Genomic DNA, 2,478 nt, shown 5'->3' on the forward strand with positions numbered 1-2,478 from the left:
GTTTTTTTTTCTGGGTGGGGGGTGGGGTGGGGGGGAGGGGGGAGTAGTGTTTTTCTCCCCCGCGCGGCCCCCGGGGGGGGGGGGCTTTGCCCCCCCCCCCCCCCCCCCCCCCCCCCCCCCCCCCCCCCCTCCCCTCTGCCCGGGACTGCCTGTTGCGCCGGGCCACGGAGAACTCCACTGCTTCGGTGAAGGACTGTCGGCCGATGCATCCGCGCACCGGCCGCACGGCGAAATCCCAAGGTCGGCCGTCCTCGTCAAGGAGTCCCCCCATGGACCGCGTCCTGCCCCCGGTGACCCCACAGCGTTCCTCCCCGCTCCTCACGCGTGCCCCCGAGCCGATCGACCCCTTCGTGAGCGCCAGAAGATCCTGGTGGAGCGAGATACACGGACCCGCCGAGCCCTACCCACCATGGAAGGGGTCGCTGCTGGCGGAACTGGTCCGAGCCGAGTACGGTTCCGGACTCGCCCGCCATCCGCAGCTCTCGCCCGCCGACATCGCTCTCGCCGGGCACCGGCGCCTGGTCCGGGCGGGGGAGACCCCGACCCCCGGTGTCTGCATGCGCATGCTGGCCCACGGTGACCACGCCCGCGCCGCCGTCTTCGACACCTGGCACGACACGGTCCGTCACCACGGGAGCCCTGCGGCCACCACGGCCGTCAGGCGCGCTCTGCGCACCGCCACGGACGGCGACACGCGCGCCTTCCTGTGCGACCTGGCGGCCGCCGAACGACTGGAACCCCTGTCGCCGCCCGAGCTCCTCCTCCTGGCACGCGACCGCGATCGCCGCGTACGCCATGCCGCGTGGCGCCTGCTCGCCGCCCACGGACTCCCGCTGCCCGCCGGCGGGTCTCCCGACGGCAGCGACGTCTACGAGCAGATGCTCCTCCGAGCGTCCGGTGCGGGATCACCGCTCGGCGACGAGGCGCTCCCCACGCTTCCCCGAGGGTTGCTCGTCGCCCAGACGATGTTGATGGGGCGCCTCGACCGGCCCGGAGAGGGTCTCAGCGGAGGGCTGAGCGTCCTCCTCGGCTCCCTCGGGGACTCTCTTGCCCGAGCGGAGGGCATCGCGGGCGCCCTGACCGTCGTCACGGCCTGCCGGCCGGAGCTCAGGGCCGAACCCACGCTGCTCCGCCGTCACGGCGACCGCCACTGGATCCTCCGGCTCCCCGTCGACAGCGACCACCCCGTCCTTCCCGAAGACATCGGCCGGCACCGCGAAGCCCTGGCGTGGTGGGCCGGACGGCTGCTGTCGTCCCTGCACCGCACCGTCGACGTCGTCCACGTGCGCTACGCCGATGACGCGTCGCTCGCTCTCGCCGAGGCCGCACGACGGACGGGCGCCGCACTCGTCTTCACCGCCACCCCCGATCCCCACCGGCACCTGAGCAGACGGCACGACCCCCCGGCATCGGCGCCCGGATCGGTCCGCCACGACCTGCACCGCGTCTACCTCGCCGACTGCCTCGTCCGGCGCGCCCGCCGGGTCGTCGGCATCGCAGGTTCCGGCAAGGGGGCGGCCGAGCTCGTCCGGCACTTCCCCCAGCTGGCGGCCTCGAGGCGCGCCGCCCCGGTGACCGCGCCGCCGGAGGGCATCGCCGCGTACCGGCCGGGTCCCGACGAGGAGGAACGTCGCAGGCGGCTCCTCGACACCCTCGCCGGTGCGATGAGCGCCGTCGAGGGCCCGACGCCCACCGTCCTCCTCTGCGTGGGACGGCTGCACCCGGTGAAGCAGCAGGACCTCCTGGTCCGGGCATGGCTCGACTCCGGCTGCCACCGCGCATCCGTCCTCGTCCTGGTGGGCGGAAGCGCGACGGCCCGGACCCCCGTCGAGCGCATGATGCGCGACCGCATCGACGCAGCCGTGTCCGCGCACCCGGAAGCCCGCGAGCGCCTGGTCGTGCTCTCCGCGCTCTCCAACGCGGACGTGCGGCTGCTGGAACGCACCCTCGCCGATCCGGCACACGGCCTGCGCGCCCGCTACGTCTGCCCCAGCGAGAAGGAGGAGTTCGGCCTCGCCGTCCTGGAGGCCATGGAGGCGGGAATGCTCGTCGCCGGGCCCGTGAAGGGCGGGGTCCCGCACTACGTCGTGGACGAGCTCAACGGCCTGCTGCTCGACACGTCCACCACCCGGACCCTCGGACACGGTCTGCGGCGCCTGCTGGCCGTGGACGACGAAGCCGCCGCCCACATAGCCCACCGCGGCAAGGCCCTCGTACGCTCCACCTACTCGTCGACGGCGATGGCCCGTGCGCTCGCCCGCTGCTATCACGAACTGGCCACGTCCTGAGGGGATGACGCGGGCGCGCCGCACAGCCGTCCGGGGACGCCGGTCCAGGTCCCCGGACGGCTCCGGCAAGAGACACCTCCGTCAGACCGGGACGTCGTACGGGCTGTCGGCGCCGGCGGCGGCCGGGCGTTCGGCGCGGGCCGGGCAGCAGCCGATCGGGCAGAGGTCGTGGGAGGGGCCGAGTGTGCCC

General features: G+C 74.2%; 1 protein-coding gene. It reads left to right on the plus strand.

Annotation, left to right across the window (positions count from 1 at the left end; translation table 11 throughout):
- Positions 1-269 precede the first annotated feature (269 nt).
- Entirely contained in the window at positions 270-2,288 is a 2,019-nt protein-coding gene (locus ACZ60W_RS37220; RefSeq protein ID WP_469759834.1) for a glycosyltransferase, read from the plus strand.
- Positions 2,289-2,478 lie beyond the last annotated feature (190 nt).

The organism is Streptomyces sp. NPDC104202, assembly GCF_055584185.1.

Excerpts from the sequence above, each read along its gene's own strand:
- ACZ60W_RS37220 (WP_469759834.1), top strand. The coding sequence starts at position 270 with ATGGACCGCGTCCTGCCCCCGGTGACCCCACAGCGTTCCTCCCCGCTC.